This is a genomic window from Synechocystis sp. CACIAM 05 (assembly GCF_010222815.1).
Lineage (GTDB): Bacteria > Cyanobacteriota > Cyanobacteriia > Cyanobacteriales > Microcystaceae > Synechocystis.
Window position 1 is genome coordinate 3,160,111 of record NZ_CP019225.1, and the last position, 14,573, is coordinate 3,174,683.

General features: G+C 49.4%; 11 protein-coding genes. 3 read left to right on the forward strand and 8 right to left on the reverse strand.

The genetic code is table 11. From position 1 onward, the window contains the following. Positions 1 to 185 precede the first annotated feature (185 nt). Complete coding sequence (locus tag BWK47_RS14915; RefSeq protein ID WP_237269676.1) at positions 186 to 3,224, forward strand: plasmid replication protein, CyRepA1 family; 3,039 nt, start codon at positions 186 to 188, stop codon at positions 3,222 to 3,224. Between the two features lie 21 nt (positions 3,225 to 3,245). Here BWK47_RS14915 and BWK47_RS14920 read toward each other — a convergent pair whose 3' ends face one another. Together BWK47_RS14920 and BWK47_RS14925 are read right to left on the reverse strand one after the other, a co-directional pair. Further along, complete coding sequence (locus BWK47_RS14920; protein WP_162329256.1) at positions 3,246 to 5,438, reverse strand: phosphoketolase family protein; 2,193 nt, start codon at positions 5,436 to 5,438, stop codon at positions 3,246 to 3,248. Positions 5,439 to 5,632: 194 nt separating this feature from the next. Further along, the gene (locus BWK47_RS14925; RefSeq protein WP_162329257.1) at positions 5,633 to 6,772 is read right to left on the reverse strand and encodes a site-2 protease family protein; all 1,140 of its coding nucleotides are present in this window, start codon (positions 6,770 to 6,772) and stop codon (positions 5,633 to 5,635) included. 129 nt (positions 6,773 to 6,901) lie between these two features. Between BWK47_RS14925 and BWK47_RS14930 the strand changes: the two genes are divergently transcribed. Continuing rightward, positions 6,902 to 7,558 carry a YggS family pyridoxal phosphate-dependent enzyme gene (locus BWK47_RS14930; protein WP_162329258.1) on the forward strand — a complete coding sequence of 219 codons (657 nt, stop codon included), beginning with the start codon at positions 6,902 to 6,904 and terminating at the stop codon, positions 7,556 to 7,558. 1 nt (position 7,559) lies between these two features. Here the strand turns inward: BWK47_RS14930 and BWK47_RS14935 are convergent, their stop codons facing one another. The 3 genes from BWK47_RS14935 to BWK47_RS14945 form a co-directional block, all read right to left on the reverse strand. Next, on the reverse strand, positions 7,560 to 7,955 hold the full coding sequence (locus BWK47_RS14935) for a type II toxin-antitoxin system VapC family toxin (protein WP_010874101.1): 396 nt from the start codon (positions 7,953 to 7,955) through the stop codon (positions 7,560 to 7,562). Between the two features lie 11 nt (positions 7,956 to 7,966). Next, positions 7,967 to 8,203, reverse strand: coding sequence for a type II toxin-antitoxin system Phd/YefM family antitoxin (locus BWK47_RS14940; RefSeq protein WP_237269677.1), 237 nt, complete (start codon positions 8,201 to 8,203; stop codon positions 7,967 to 7,969). Positions 8,204 to 8,314: 111 nt separating this feature from the next. Next, positions 8,315 to 9,658: an FIST signal transduction protein gene (locus BWK47_RS14945; protein ID WP_162329260.1), complete on the reverse strand. Its 1,344-nt coding sequence runs from the start codon at positions 9,656 to 9,658 to the stop codon at positions 8,315 to 8,317. A 127-nt stretch (positions 9,659 to 9,785) separates the two neighbouring features. Here BWK47_RS14945 and valS point away from each other — a divergent pair, with 127 nt between their 5' ends. Next, complete coding sequence (gene valS / locus BWK47_RS14950; RefSeq protein ID WP_162329261.1) at positions 9,786 to 12,518, forward strand: valine--tRNA ligase; 2,733 nt, start codon at positions 9,786 to 9,788, stop codon at positions 12,516 to 12,518. 252 nt (positions 12,519 to 12,770) lie between these two features. On the opposite strand, the gene nuoK is transcribed toward valS, so the two are convergent. From nuoK to ndhI, 3 genes are all read right to left on the reverse strand, one after another. Beyond that, positions 12,771 to 13,076 carry an NADH-quinone oxidoreductase subunit NuoK gene (nuoK, locus tag BWK47_RS14955; RefSeq protein ID WP_197525966.1) on the reverse strand — a complete coding sequence of 102 codons (306 nt, stop codon included), beginning with the start codon at positions 13,074 to 13,076 and terminating at the stop codon, positions 12,771 to 12,773. A 146-nt stretch (positions 13,077 to 13,222) separates the two neighbouring features. Next, positions 13,223 to 13,819 (reverse strand): NADH-quinone oxidoreductase subunit J, encoded by a 597-nt coding sequence (locus BWK47_RS14960; protein ID WP_162329262.1) that lies wholly within the window; start codon positions 13,817 to 13,819, stop codon positions 13,223 to 13,225. Positions 13,820 to 13,913: 94 nt separating this feature from the next. Then, positions 13,914 to 14,495 carry an NAD(P)H-quinone oxidoreductase subunit I gene (ndhI, locus tag BWK47_RS14965; protein ID WP_162329263.1) on the reverse strand — a complete coding sequence of 194 codons (582 nt, stop codon included), beginning with the start codon at positions 14,493 to 14,495 and terminating at the stop codon, positions 13,914 to 13,916. Between the last annotated feature and the right edge of the window lie 78 nt (positions 14,496 to 14,573).

Sequence of the window (14,573 nt, forward strand, 5' to 3'; positions counted from 1 at the left end):
TCGCCAGGGCGAAAACTGGACTAAGATTAAGTTCCGCAGAAACAAATCGAGCTCTATGCCGTCAGTGGGCATAAATCGCCAGAATTTCAACTTTTTAGCCGCTACCATATTTAGTGTTTTGCCCCTACAATGAGACTCCCCGCACACTAGATATGGAGTCTTGTTCCGGCAAGACCGATGGCAGCATGAATCACTTGCAAGAATGGCGGCAAAGTTGTGTAGACGACCAACTAACCCGCCTCAATGTCACTCCCCTTTTAGGGGATGCCCCCGCCCAACATTTGCTTTATGCTGAAGCGCTCCAGCGCCGTAATGACGGCCGAGTTAGTGACGGTTTAATGAAACGTTATGCCCACGTGGCCTCGGGGGGCTGGTGGTGTTCTGGCATTGATTTACTGTCTGGGGAAAAAGATCTATGGGGGTGCTTTAAGCCCGATCGCCCCAGACAGGATGGGGAAAGCAGTAAGACCATTAAATATGAGCATCCTCCCAAAACCCCCACGGGAATTTTTGCCCTGCGGGTGCCCCTCCATCTTTGGGAAAGGATTGCTGCCAAAGCTGGGGTAGTCCTGACAGAGGAGGATCAAGACCCCGACCAGCCTGATTTAGGTTTTTGGCAATGGTTGATGGGCCATCCGGAAATTCCTCTGGTAATCACAGAAGGGGCAAAAAAGGCGGGTGCTTTACTCACGGCCGGTTACGGGGCGATCGCCTTACCAGGAGTCCATAACGGTTACCGCACTCCTAGGGATGACCAGGGGCAACGGATCGGCAAATGCCAATTAATTCCCGCTTTGGGAAAATTAGCCACTCCCGGTAGACAAATTCTGATCGCTTTCGATCAAGACAGTAAACCAAAAACTATCCAGCAGGTGAATCTGGCCATTCAACGGTTGGGTTATTTGTTCAGTCGCCAGGGCTGTGAAGTCAAAGTGCTGCAATGGGACCATGGTCTAGGCAAAGGTATTGACGACTTGATTGCCCACCAAGGCAGTGATTATCTGCAACAGTTGGTCGCTAAAGCCCTACCGCTGGAAATCTGGAAAGCCCATCGGCTCAATCGCCTTACCCATAGCCGGGGGATGGAAGTGGAAGCTCGCTATTTACCGGCCCTGACCATTCCCGCTGAAGAAAAATTAATTGCCCTACGATCGCCAAAGGGCACCGGCAAAACGGAATTTCTCGCTCGCATTGTCCGCCAAGCCCAGGCCGAACACAGACCAGTGTTGGTCATTGGCCACCGCATTCGTTTAGTGCAGGAACTCTGCCACCGTTTTCAGTTGCCCTATGTGGGGGATTTATCTAGTTCCCCCCTAGCTCGCCAAAGGGGTTTTGGTCTTTGCATCGACTCCCTCCATGGCCATTCCCAAGCCCAGTTTGACCCGGAACAGTGGCAAGATTGCCTAATTATTATTGATGAAGTGGAGCAGGTGCTCTGGCATGGACTGAATTCTGATACCTGCCGTCGTCAGCGGGTCGCCATTCTCCGTAACCTCAAGCAACTTTTGCAACATAGCCTAGAGGGAGAAGGACAAATTTATGTGGCCGATGCGGATTTAACCGATGTTTCCCTCGATTATTTGATCAGCTTGAGTGGCATTCCCCTCCAACCCTACGTGATCCGTAACCATTGGCAACCGGGAGCACAGGAGGCTTGGCCCATCTATCACTTTGGTGAAAATGACCCTAAGCAATTGGTCAAACAACTGTTGCATCACATTCGGGAGGGCGGTAAACCTTTCGTCTGTCTCTCAGCCCAAAAGCTTACCAGTGCCTGGGGCACCCGCAATCTGGAAGCCTACTTGAAAAAGCAGTTTCCCGATCGCCGCATTTTACGCATTGATGCCGAATCCCTATCCGATCCCCACCATCCTGCCCATGGCAGTTTGACCAACCTCAACCAGGTGTTGGCCGACTATGACATTGTGCTGAGTAGTCCGGCGGTGGAAACCGGGGTCAGCATTGACCTAAAAAATCATTTCACTTCCGTGTGGGGCATTGCCCAGGGCATCCAAACCGCCACTTCCGTTTGTCAATCCCTTGGTCGTATTCGCCAAAATATTCCCCGTTACCTCTGGGCCGCTAGCTATGGCTTTAACCAAGTGGGCAATGGAGCTACAGCCATTAGTAAGTTCCTCACTGCGGGCCATCGTTTGACGGAGGTTAATATCCGGCTTTTGCAACAATCGGATCTGGATAATTTGGATGATTTAGACACCGGTTTCCAGGCGGAATCTTTGCTCTGCTGGGCCAAAATGGCGGTGCGGATCAACCTGGCCATGGTCAATTATCGGGAATCCATTCTTGGGCTTTTGCACCAGGAAGGCCATCAGTTGTTGGGGCCGCCCCCGGCTTTACCGTCTTTGCCTGTTCCACCCAGCGATCCCGATCACCCCCTCAGTACGGTCGCTCCTCAGCCTTTGCAACAGGCCATTGAAGCGGTGCGGGAACAAAATTACCTTGCCGACTGCCAGGCGATCGCCGACGCTAAACCTCTAAAAGAATTGGAATATCAACAGTTGAAGAAAAGGCTAGTGAAAAATAGCCACGAACGGCAACGGTTACGGCGCTACGAACTGGCCCAACGCTACGGTATTCCTGTGACGGCGGATCTGGTGCAAAAAGATGACCAAAATTGGTATCAAAAACTGCGTTGGCATTACTTCCTCACCGTAGGCCGGCCATTCCTTGGCGATCGGGATGCCAAAATTGCCCGTTTACTATTGGATCAAGGGCAAGGCAGTCTCTTTCTCCCGGACTTTAATGGTTCCCAATTGGGGGCCATCATCGGTACCTACGACATTATTGGCATTCCCATTCTGCTGGCCCATCCCCAACGGGAGTTGTGTGCCCTGGATGAGGACTTAATCGCCCTGGGTAAATTAGCCTTGGCTAACCGGGATGATATTAAAACGGTAGTGGGCATTGGTTTAGCCAAAAATGCTAGCCCCATCACCATTGTCCGTCGTTTTCTGGAAAAGCTGGGCTTTGGGATCCAATTAACCCGTACGAAAACTGTAGAAAAAAAACGAGTGCGAATTTATCAAATCACCTGTCCCCAGGATGGCCGGGAAAAGGTCTTTCAAGCTTGGCTCCAAGGCGATCGCCAATGTCCCGGCAGTTCAGAACAGTGGATGGCGGAATACTGGAAAAAATTACAGAGTTCCCCCAGGGCAGAGGAGCAACATCAACCGTTTGTGCAACTCAGCCTGGAATTAGGATAACTCTGACAAGAATGGCTAAGCCTAGGGCAACAATGCCTTGGCCCGATCGCCAAGGGCCTGGGCAGTTAGGCCGTTATAGGCCATCAACTGTCCAGCGCTGGCGGTGGTTTCCCCCCGTTTCCAAGCAAATAGATCCCTGGGGCTAGCACTGCGGAGTAAAACTGGTTCCAACATGGCTCCACTGCCACCCGTTACCCCAATTAACGCATCGCCACCAAACAGTTCGGCAAATTCAGCATCGCTCAAAAAGCCACCGTCCGCTTCGGAACAATCCTGCCATTGCACATCATGGGGACGGTACAAGCGTCGGGGATTAATTACCGAAACCACTTTCACTCCGTAGCCTTCACTTTCCAATTGACTGGCCGCTTCCAACACGGGAATTAGAGTCATATCGCCAATTACTGCAAAAACAATGGTTTTAGAGCCTGTACTGCTGTGCAATAAAATGCCGCCTTTTTCTAGCCCTTCACGATTTTGCTCAAAGGTAGTGCGGATGGGCAAAGGAGACTTACTGGCGGTGATGGGAATTCCTTTGTTGCTGGTGGTTAACGCCCAGTCATAGCAAACCTGAATACCGTTGGCATCACAGGGGAAAAGGGGAAAAATATTGCCATTACGCATCATGGCTGCAAAATAATTCTCAATTTCCGGCCGTTGGTGAGTCCAACCGTTGCGCCCTTGTTCCAACGCTCCCGCTGTAAACAGGGTGATGGTGGAAGGGGTGGGACGACGTAGTTCCGCCATGGCCTGGGTCACCGTCTGCCAAATGGGCAAACCGTTAATAGCAAAGGACTCGTAGGAACACCAGAGGGTACGGCCTCCAAACAAAGATTGGGCGGCGGCCAGGCCAGCACAGGCATCTTCGCTCAGGGGTTCGTAAACTTGGCCGTTGGGTTGTTGGAAATAATCTTCATCCACCGTGGGATGGACAATTTTTAGCCCTACGTTAATGTTATTGATCCCAGAAGCGGCGTTACCGTCGGCGTTGGTAACCACAAAGTTTGAATCCTGTTTGCCCACATGGACCACCAATTCTCCCATGGCGGTGGTGGCTACCTGTTTATCTTCTAGGGCAAACTCCTTCAGGGGCAGAGTACCCAGATCCGCTAAAGGTAAAACGGATTCCGTCACCACGGTTTGGGAGGCGGGGCCTCCATGGGAACGTTCAAAATTGGTCCGCACCAATTGCCAAGCTTCGGGGGATAGAGCCCGTTCTTGCAAAGCACTGACAATATAATCTTTATCTAAACTGTCGCCGGGATAGAGGTTGTGGGATTTGGCCCCAGATTTGTGGACTCCCGCTCCTTTGAGTTGTTTGACAATCAGAACCGTTAACGTACCACCAAGGGCCGCCTGGGCCGCTTTGTCGGTGGCTTCCAACACTGCCTGGGTAAAAGCTAACCGTTGTTGGAAAGAAAACTTGGTGCTCTCAACAAAATCCCCCGCTTGATTGCTGTCGTCAAAATCTTTGGCGTTGACCAGAATGACATTTTTAAAACCGTTGCCCTGCCAGTAGTTAACCATGGCTTCATTGCTCTGGGTGGAAACCATGCTGTGGTGTTCTTGGCTAAAACCGTTCCAGACCAAAATGGGCAAAAAGTTTGTTATCTGGGGATAGGCCGTGTGGAAATGGCCAAAACTACTCATGATGTAGGGTTCCCCCAGACCGCCATCTCCGATAGTTACGGGAAATAAAACGCCGGGATAAAGTTTTGCTCCGGCCATGGCGAAATGTTGACCTTGACCCAGGGGGCCTGCTGGAGCTAATAAGCCTGGGATTTGCCCTGAGAGGTGGCCCAATAGGCCGTGCATTTCCCGGAACCGATCGCCAAGGTCTTGGACATTATTAATCCCCATGGCTTCCAGGGAACGATCCAAAAACATGGTGCTGTAAAAACCGGGGGCATGGTGACCCACTTCCGTCACCGTATTTTTGTAGCCCAACATGACCAGAGCAGCGATTGCCTCCGCAATGCTGGCAAAACCGCCGGGGTGACCGGATTCTTTACTGGCTGTGGTTTGCAGAGTTAAATATCTGAGGGCATCCGCCGCCAACAAAGTTTGATACACCGCCTGGGGATCACTGGCAGAACTGATGGCCTTTGCCCCACTGGCGATCGCCGTTTCCTGGCCATAACGATCAAAATCCGGCAGGTTTTCACCGAAAAAGCGAATTCCTTGGCAAAAAGCAGGGTGGGCGGCAACGGTCATGGGAAAGATCCTATTCCAGAGAAGAGTAAAACTTGGCCTTAATTTTACCCCGTTGGGTAACACCAGATAATCCCCTATTCTGGCATTAAAAAAGATTGAGAAAAAGCTATGGTTGCTCAATCTCAATCCTTTGATGTTGAAAATCTGTTTGTAATGCCCCCCTAATTTCCCAATTCTGGGGGGAACTAGATTTTCTAGGCGGCGGAAGTTTGCAGACACTTAATAATGGAAGCTTTTTCCAATAATCCCACCACTTCTCCTGAAGGTTGCACCACCAAAAGTTCCGACAGTTTTTGTTGGTCTAACAACTGGGCCACTTCAAACAAAGACTGGTTGGCGTTAACGGTGACCATCTGTTGGGGATACTGCATCAAACTATCTACCGTGACATGGGGCCAATCGGAAGTGGGGACGTGTTTGATGTCTTCCGTAGCCAGTACACCTAACAGTTGATTGTCGGCACCGATAACCAAGAACCGTCGCCAGGGGGTTTTGCCAATTACATAATCGTTAGCAAATTCCCGAATATTTAACCCGGCGGGAATAATGGGGCTGTTGGGAATAACCGCATCTTGAGCAGTAAAGGCTTCCATTTGATCTTTAACTTGGGCATTGCGGGCGGAGGAACCAGCATTTTGCAACAGGAACCAACCGATCAAAATGGTCCAGAAGCTACCGATGGGCAGAATATTTAAAATACCTAAGCTACCAATGGCGATCGCCAACCAACCGAAACCTTGACCCACCCGACTGGCGATGAGAATACCCTTGTTTTGATTGCCTGTGATTTGCCACACAATGGATTTGAGCACATTGCCGCCGTCCAAAGGCAAACCAGGAATGAGGTTAAACAATGCCAGGGCGAGGTTGATCATGCCCAATAAACCAATGATGGCCTGCCCCGGCACAGGTAGGGGGATTTGGGTACCAACTATGGTTAAACCCAAAAAGAGCACTAAACTCACCGCAGGCCCGGCGATCGCCACGGCAAAAGCTTGCCAAGGAGTGTTGGATTCCTTTTCTAAACTCGCTAGACCACCAAAGAGAAAGAGGGTGATGGATTTAACTTCGATGCCCTGGGCTAGGGCGACCAAACTATGGCCCAACTCGTGGGCAACAACGGAAGCAAAGAGGAGTAAAGCTGTAATTAACCCCAAAATCCAGGGTGTGCCGCCGGAAAGTTGGGGAAAGCGGGCTAAGTCTTGGCCATAGCTCAGGGTCACCAATCCTAAAATTAAAAACCAGGATGGGTTGACGTAAAAAGGAATGCCAAACAGACTGCCGACGCGGATATTGTTGTTCATAAACTGCCCCCCTAAACTGAGGCTTAACATGAATTAATTGTAACGAGATGTTAAGAATTGCCTGAGTGGGATAACCGTCGGGGTTAGTTCGGTTAAGCACCTTTCCCCCAATCCACCGTAGGATCTAGTCAACAGGCCTCGATTTCCGTTAACTTGCCCATGTTTTCCCCCAGCGTTTACTCAGAAATTATCGCTACCCTCCCCCCCAGTGTACGGTTGGTGGCGGTAACCAAAACCAAGGCGATCGCCGACATCGAAGCGGCCTACGGAGCGGGCATCCGGGATTTTGCCGAAAGTCGCATCCAAGAAGCTTTACCAAAAATTGAAGCTTTAGCAAGCTACACCGACATTAACTGGCATTTTATCGGGCGTTTACAGAGTAACAAGGCCCGCAAAGTGGTGGAAAATTTCACCTATATTCATTCCGTTGATAATTTGGCGATCGCCGTCAAACTAGACCGCATTGCCGAGGAGTTGAACAAATTTTCCCAGGGATTATTACAAATCAAGTTACTGCCGGACGAGAATAAATCCGGTTGGACAAGGGAAGAATTAAAGCTAGATTTGCCCCAACTGGAGCTATTGAAAAATCTAAAAATTTGCGGCTTAATGACTATTTTACCCCTCGGTCTTTCCCCTGGCGATCGCCAACTAACCTTTGGGGAACTAAAAAATCTAGCCACAGCCATCAACCAACAATCTAGCCTGTCATTAACGGAACTATCCATGGGCATGTCCGGAGATTACCCAGAAGCCATTGCCGCCGGAGCTACCATGATCCGCTTGGGTACCATTCTCTTTGGCGATCGACTCTAAACTATACTCCCGCCCATAGCAAAGACACTCCATAATTTTTAAACATTGAATCTGCACTAATCAGCAGCATATTTTCTGTTTGTGCCTGGGCAATGATAATTCTATCAAACGGATCACGGTGATGTAGGGGTAATGTCGCAACTTGCAGGGCATGGCGGGTTTTAATGTCCAGGAACTCAGCACCCAATTTCACCATGCGACTGAGAATGTAGTCGTCAATATTTTCTGGCAAGGGCAGTTTACCGATGGAAGTCTTAATTGACATTTCCCAAATACTAGCAACAGAAAGCCATATTTCGTTTGTCTCATCTATGATCTGGGAAATTGCGTCTTCGTTCAATTTTTCCGGCTCAGTAAACCACCATAACCAGCACTGAGTATCCAACAAAAGTTTCACGTTAATCCTTCTCAAGATAATGGCCAAATATCATTTGGCAACGGATCGTTAAAGTCATCTGGTACTACAAATAACCCTCGATCTAGCCCTAAGCTAGAGCATCGATCCGCAGATTTTTGCCTTTGCAGGGGAACCAATTTAGCAATGGGAATGCCCTGGTCGGCAACGATGACTTCTTCCCCTGGTTTGATACTGTACAAAAGCTCAGGAAGATTGATTTCTATTTGGTCAACATTGACAGTCTCCATAGTGAATCCTAGTTTCTCTGGATTAGCGCTAACTCCGATCATAGCTTGCCCTCATCGGGAATTATTTGACGGCACCAGAATATAAGTAAACAAATGGCGATCGCCGTTTATTTAACTAGCTCTGTGGACAATGGCAAAGGCGGAAGTGTAACCGTGTAAAAAGGTTTGGGCTCCCACCTGGCCAATTTCGCCATTGCAAAAGAAACCTCCCAGAGCTACCCCGGGAAAATATTGATGAAAAACTTGGCTATCAAAATTGGGGGTACCATACAGGCCATAGCCTCTGCCCAAACAGGAAAACATCAATGCCCCGATCGCCGTGGAGGAAGATTGATTGGCCTCTCCTTCGGTGTAATGGCGCAACAAAATTTGTAAGTCGTCGGCAGAAGTTTCCCGGTCCCGTAAATGGAATTGCAACCTTTGCCCCTTTCTCACCCGGTCTCCAATGGCGATCGCCCCTTGGCGGGGATCCACCCCCAACAAATTGCGAATCAAAAAATCCCCCGGTTGCAGAGTTAATTTGAATTCATCGCTGGCCACTCCCACAAATAGAGAACTTTGGGCCAATTCCTGATCTTTAGGACTCAGGGTGGGAATCAGTTTCTGCAGGCTAGCCAGGGGCGTTTCCAACACCACCGTGCCACTGTCCGCATCCTTGCCTTGGATTTCTGTAATGATATTTCTCTCCCCCTGGTTAACCACAAAGGGTTCGCCGATGGGCCGACAGCCCTGGGCCACCACACTACCGAGGCGAATATTGCCCGCTAAGGCTACGCCGATAAAACCATCTCCATAACGGCCAGCAGGATGATCGGAAGATTGCAAAAATAAACTGCCCCCCATGGCCACATTTTCCCCACTGGCTAAGCCACCCACTTTTGTTGCTTGGGGATAGGCAAAATCCAACCCGGCTAAAAAGTCTGTGATGCCCCCGGTCATCGGATCCGCCAGAATAATAAAATCTGCGCCACTGGCCGGATCAACCCCCATTAAATCCACCCAACTTTGGGGCGGTGCATCCAAATCTGGCATTCCTTCCCCATGGACATAGAATGGCGTCACCGTCACCCCTGGTAATTGGGCCACCGTTAAGCTCAATGCCACTTCCCCTTCCACTTCCTGCACTGTGGCATTGTTTTCCATGCCAATAATGCCGCCCCCCAAGCAACCGATTAAATTGGGCACCGATAACTTTTCTTGCACTAGGGGCATTAACCGAGCCGCATCGCTGGCAAAGCTGGAGGAGAGGAAAATAATCGCTAAGTCCCATTGTCCCTGACCCCCTACCTTGGCGATCGCCTCATCCAATGCCCTCTCCAGGGATGGTCTGGTAGAAAGAGCATTAACCCACCGCAGAGAATGTGTCATAGGAGAAATAAAGTAATGAGGTGCTCGACGGGATGGCAAAGGTAACCAAAAACCTTGCCCAAAAGTAGGACTGGCGTAAACTACCATCGTAACTTCTCAGATCAAATTGCAGAAAATCGCCGACAAAAAATCTCCCCTGCCCTAAAATTACTGCCCCCATTCCCTTTGCTAACCTATGGCAAAATGATGAAGGCCTAACAGTAAACTCCCTCCCATGACCACTTCCCTGCCGCCCCAATATGAACCCACCGTCACCGAAGCCAAATGGCAAACAGCGTGGGAAGAAAGTCATGCCTTTAAAGCCGATCCCGATCGCCCAGGGGAACCCTATTGCGTGGTGATTCCGCCCCCCAATGTGACAGGTAGTTTGCATATGGGCCACGCTTTTGAGAGTTCTTTAATAGATACTCTGGTTCGTTATCACCGCATGCGGGGGGACAATACCCTCTGGTTACCGGGAACCGACCATGCCAGTATTGCTGTGCAAACCATTTTGGAACGTCAGTTAAAAGCGGAGGGGAAAACGAGGGATGATTTGGGCCGGGAAAAGTTTTTGGAACGGGCCTGGCAATGGAAAGCGGAGTCCGGCAGTACCATTGTTAACCAACTGCGGCGTTTGGGAGTGTCTGTGGACTGGACCAGGGAGCGGTTCACCATGGATGAAGGACTTTCCCAAGCGGTAAAAACGGCATTTATTAGGTTGTACGAAGAAGGATTAATTTACCGAGGTAATTATCTGGTCAATTGGTGTCCGGCTTCCCAGTCAGCGGTGTCGGATTTGGAGGTGGAAAACCAGGAAGTGGACGGTCATCTGTGGTATTTTCGTTATCCCCTCACCGACGGCAGTGGAGAAGTAGTAGTGGCCACCACCCGACCGGAAACTATGCTGGGGGATACGGGGGTGGCGGTTAATCCCAACGATGAACGCTATGCCGCCATGGTGGGCAAAACCATTACCCTACCTTTGATGAACCGGGAAATTCCCATTGTGGCCGACGAGTTGGTGGACCCAGAATTTGGTACCGGCTGTGTGAAGGTTACCCCCGCCCACGATCCCAACGATTTTGTCATGGGGCAACGGCACAATTTACCTTTTATTAATCTGCTCAACAAAGACGGTTCCCTGAATGACAATGGTGGGGCTTTTGCTGGCCAAGACCGCTTTGAAGCCCGCAAAAATGTGGTGGAAGCCCTAGAAGCCCAGGGTTTTCTGGTCAAAATTGAACCCTATCGTCACTCTGTACCCTATGGCGATCGGGGCAAGGTGCCCGTGGAACCGTTGTTATCCACCCAATGGTTTGTCAGAATCGAAGGCCTGGCCCAAAATGCCCTGGCCTGTTTGGACGAGGATAACTCTCCTAATTTTGTGCCGGAACGGTGGGGTAAGGTTTATCGAGATTGGTTGGTAAAGCTCAAGGATTGGTGTATTTCCCGGCAATTGTGGTGGGGTCATCAAATTCCCGCTTGGTATATGGTTAGTGAAACTAATGGGGCCATAACTGATCACACCCCTTTCATTGTGACCTACGACGAGACGGAAGCCTTAGCCAAAGCGGAAGCAGAATATGGCCCGACGGTGCAATTGCAACAGGATCCCGATGTGTTGGATACCTGGTTTTCTTCGGGACTGTGGCCTTTTTCCACCATGGGCTGGCCAGAACAAACAGACGATTTGGCGAAATATTATCCCACCAGCACCCTAGTAACGGGTTTTGACATTATCTTTTTCTGGGTGGCTAGGATGACCATGATGGCGGGGCACTTCACCGGACAAATGCCATTTAAGGATGTCTATATCCACGGCTTGGTGCGGGATGAAAATGGTAAAAAAATGTCTAAATCGGCCAATAACGGCATTGATCCTCTGTTACTGATCAATAAATATGGCACCGATGCCCTGCGCTACACCCTCATTCGGGAAGTGGCCGGGGCCGGGCAAGACATTAGCCTGCAATACGATCGCCAGAAGGACGAATCGGAGTCGGTGGAAGCGTCCCGTAACTTTGCCAATAAACTGTGGAATGCGGCCCGGTTTGTGATGATGAACCTGGATGGTCAAACCCCTGCACAATTGGGTCTAGCCCCTGGGGAAGATTTAGAATTGGCAGACCGTTGGATTCTCTCCCGTTTAAATCAAGTTATTCAGCAAACCCGAGAGCAAATTGAAGGTTACGGCCTAGGGGAAGCGGCCAAGGGCCTGTACGAATTCATCTGGGGTGATTTTTGCGATTGGTACATCGAGCTAGCTAAACCCAGGCTTTGGAATAAGGAAGGGGGAGACGTCGGCACCCAGCGTCAATTGGTGGCCCGCCAAGTTTTGGCCCACACGTTGGACAGCATTATTAAGTTGCTCCATCCCTTTATGCCCCATATTACGGAGGAGCTGTGGCAAACTCTGCACCGGGCGGAAGGACAATTTTTGGCTTTGCAGGCCTACCCAACGGTTAACCAATCCTTGGTTGACCCAGCTTTGGAAACTCAGTTTGCTCTGTTAATTGAAACTCTCCGCACCATCCGTAATCTCCGGGCAGAAGCTGGCATTAAACCAGGGGCCATGGTCACGGTTATCCTCCAAAGTGAAAATGACCAGGAACGACAAACCCTCCAGCTAGGAGAAACCTATATCCGGGACATCGGCAAAGTGGAAAATCTCCAAGTTTTGCCCCAACTGGCCCCAGAACAGACCCAGGCGATCGCCGGTGTGGTGGATACAATTCAGGTGCTCATTCCCCTATCCGGGCTAGTGGATTTGGATATTCTCCGCAATAAAATCCAAAAAACCTTGGATAAAGTGACCAAAGAATATGAAAGCATCGAAAAACGTCTTAGCAATCCCGGTTTTGTCAATAAAGCCCCAGAAGAAGTGATCGCCGGAGCGAAGGAATCCCTCAATGCCGCCGCTGTTCAAAGGCAAATGCTCCAGGAAAGGCTAAAAATGTTGGGCTAAAAAAGCTTGTGGTGCCCTTTCAGACCAATCTTTGGATGAGAACAGAGCACCACTTTTGGCTTATTTATTGTTATCTAAGAAAGTGGTTGAAAAGTGCAAAGCTAAGTATTTATCCCCATAAATTTCCGGCTTAAAAAGGGAGACTTTTATAACAGTTCCCCCCTTTCCAACCGGAGCTTTAGTGAGGAGGGCTAGGGGGAATTAAACAGCCAAAGATCAACTTTTGAAATACCGCTCTAACACTGATATTTTCTACCACTTCAGGAGATTGAATTGTTCCATATCGGTTGTTTCCCGGTTGCGGTAAATAGCTAGCACGATCGCCAGACCCACAGCGGCTTCGGCGGCGGCAATGGTAATGACAAAAATGGCAAACACTTGACCCCGAATGTTGCTCGGATCAAGATAGTTGGAAAAACCCATCAGGTTGAGGTTAACTGCGTTGAGCAATAGTTCAATGGACATCAACACCCGCACGGCATTACGGCTAGTGATGAGACCATAAATGCCAATGCAAAAGAGGGCGGCCGCTAGGATCAAACAATATTGAAGCTGCAAATGCATAGTGGGGTAAGGGAAATTTAACTAGAGTTAATGAATAAAACCGTAAATAAAATTAGGTTAGAAAGGAAGATTTTTGCTTAAGTTTTGCCCAATTAACCGGCAAGAGTGAACAAGCTTCCACTAACCTACCTAGGCAGCACCTATTTGGAAGCGGAGGTTAACTCCCGGGGACGCTCTGGCAACGTCAGGGCAGTGGCGGTTTTGTCTTCCTCGGACAGTTCGGGAATTAAGTCCCGACGGGCCAAAATAATTGCCCCCACCATGGCCATCAATAGTAAAACGGAAGCTAACTCAAAGGGCAAAAGGTAATCACTAAAAAAGTGTTTGCCAATGGTGACTAGGGTGTTTTCCACAAAAGGCCCGGTTTCATTAATTTGCCAGGGGGTGATTAACACCATGGTGCTCAACAGGGCAAAGATGCCGGTACATACCAGAGCAGTGGAAACATTTCTTAGCCAACGACCGGGAATTTTGGAAAAATCCTCCCGTTTATTGACCAACATAATGGCGAAAAGAATAAGTACACTGACTGCCCCCACGTAAACTAGCACTTGGGCCGCCGCCACAAAATCCGCATTGAGCAGAATGTAAATACCGGAAATACTGAGGAAAACTCCCCCCAATAGGAAGGCAGAATAAACAATATTAGAGAGCAGTACGACCCCCAGGGCCGCCCCAATGACTAAAAAAGCCAGGATTAGGAAGGATATGTACTGAACACCTTCAGCTAAATTCACAGTGGTTAATCTCCTAGGTACGGATAGTGGAAGGGCAAAATCGGTTCACAACGAGTTTACTTTAACGGGTAAAGCCAAGGAATAAATCATCAACCTATTCCGTTTTCACCAAATCTTCTGGATGTTGTCCGGCCCGTTGACTGCCTTTGGGTAAATTGTGGGGTTCTATTACTCCTTTGGGCAAGTAGCCTAGTTCTCGCAGGGGAGTCACCATGGGGTCTTCAGTCACTTTGTAGGGTAACCTTCCCAAAGCCACGTTGTCATAGTTCAAGTCATGGCGATCATAGGCCGCCAATTCATATTCCTCGGTCATGGAGAGGCAATTAGTGGGGCAGTATTCCACACAGTTACCGCAGAAAATACACACACCAAAGTCGATGCTGTAATGTTTGAGTTCTTTTTTCTTAACTGCTTTGTTAAATTCCCAATCCACTACGGGTAAGTTAATGGGACATACCCGCACACAGACTTCACAGGCAATACATTTATCAAACTCAAAATGAATTCTGCCCCGGAATCGTTCTGAGGGAATGAGCTTTTCGTAGGGATATTGCACCGTGATGGGCCGGCGACTCATGTGGTCGAAGGTAACTGCTAACCCCTGACCGATATACTTAGCCGCTTGCAAGCTCTCTTTAGCGTAATCGCCTACCTGTTTGAGAATGTTGTTAAACATAGATTTGGGATTGGGATAAGCAAATGATTAAAGGTTTAAGTCGGCCAAAGTTAGAAGCTGGGCTAAGACAAATTTCAG

What these genes read in the sequence shown, in the direction of transcription:
- BWK47_RS14915 (WP_237269676.1), top strand. Translation starts at nt 186, where the DNA reads ATGAATCACTTGCAAGAATGGCGGCAAAGTTGTGTAGACGACCAACTA.
- BWK47_RS14920 (WP_162329256.1), bottom strand. Translation starts at nt 5,438, where the DNA reads ATGACCGTTGCCGCCCACCCTGCTTTTTGCCAAGGAATTCGCTTTTTC.
- BWK47_RS14925 (WP_162329257.1), bottom strand. Translation starts at nt 6,772, where the DNA reads ATGTTAAGCCTCAGTTTAGGGGGGCAGTTTATGAACAACAATATCCGC.
- BWK47_RS14930 (WP_162329258.1), top strand. Translation starts at nt 6,902, where the DNA reads ATGTTTTCCCCCAGCGTTTACTCAGAAATTATCGCTACCCTCCCCCCC.
- BWK47_RS14940 (WP_237269677.1), bottom strand. Translation starts at nt 8,203, where the DNA reads ATGGAGACTGTCAATGTTGACCAAATAGAAATCAATCTTCCTGAGCTT.
- BWK47_RS14945 (WP_162329260.1), bottom strand. Translation starts at nt 9,658, where the DNA reads ATGGTAGTTTACGCCAGTCCTACTTTTGGGCAAGGTTTTTGGTTACCT.
- valS (WP_162329261.1), top strand. Translation starts at nt 9,786, where the DNA reads ATGACCACTTCCCTGCCGCCCCAATATGAACCCACCGTCACCGAAGCC.
- ndhI (WP_162329263.1), bottom strand. Translation starts at nt 14,495, where the DNA reads ATGTTTAACAACATTCTCAAACAGGTAGGCGATTACGCTAAAGAGAGC.